Raw genomic sequence first — 576 nt, 5'->3', positions numbered from 1 at the left:
TCGGAACGATTGGGCACGTGGACCACGGCAAGACGTCGCTGACGGCGGCCATCACGAAGGTGCTGGCGAAGACGGGCGGCGCCACGTTCCTGGCGTACGACCAGATTGACAAGGCGCCGGAAGAGCGCGAGCGCGGCATCACCATCTCCACGGCGCACGTGGAGTACAAGACGAAGAACCGCCACTACGCGCACGTCGACTGCCCGGGGCACGCCGACTACGTGAAGAACATGATCACGGGCGCGGCGCAGATGGACGGCGCCATCCTGGTGGTGTCGGCCGCGGACGGCCCGATGCCCCAGACGCGCGAGCACATCCTGCTGGCGCGCCAGGTCGGCGTGCCGTACATCGTGGTCTTCCTGAACAAGGTGGACCTGCTGGATGACCCGGAGCTGCGCGAGCTCGTGGAGATGGAGGTGCGTGACCTCCTGAAGAAGTACGAGTTCCCGGGCGACACCATCCCCATCGTCCCCGGCTCCGCGGTGAAGGCGCTGGAGGGTGACACCAGCGACATCGGCGAGCCGGCCATCCTGAAGCTGATGGAGGCGGTGGACAGCTACATCCCGACGCCGCAGC

General features: G+C 67.0%; 1 protein-coding gene. It reads left to right on the top strand.

Features of this window, described 5'->3' with window-relative positions:
• A partial coding sequence (locus AABA78_RS38855) for a GTP-binding protein (RefSeq protein WP_338270585.1) occupies window positions 1-576 on the top strand: 576 nt, incomplete at both ends.

This window comes from Corallococcus caeni, assembly GCF_036245865.1.
Taxonomy (GTDB): Bacteria; Myxococcota; Myxococcia; order Myxococcales; family Myxococcaceae; genus Corallococcus; species Corallococcus caeni.
This window is presented reverse-complemented; position numbering and strand designations above follow the sequence as displayed.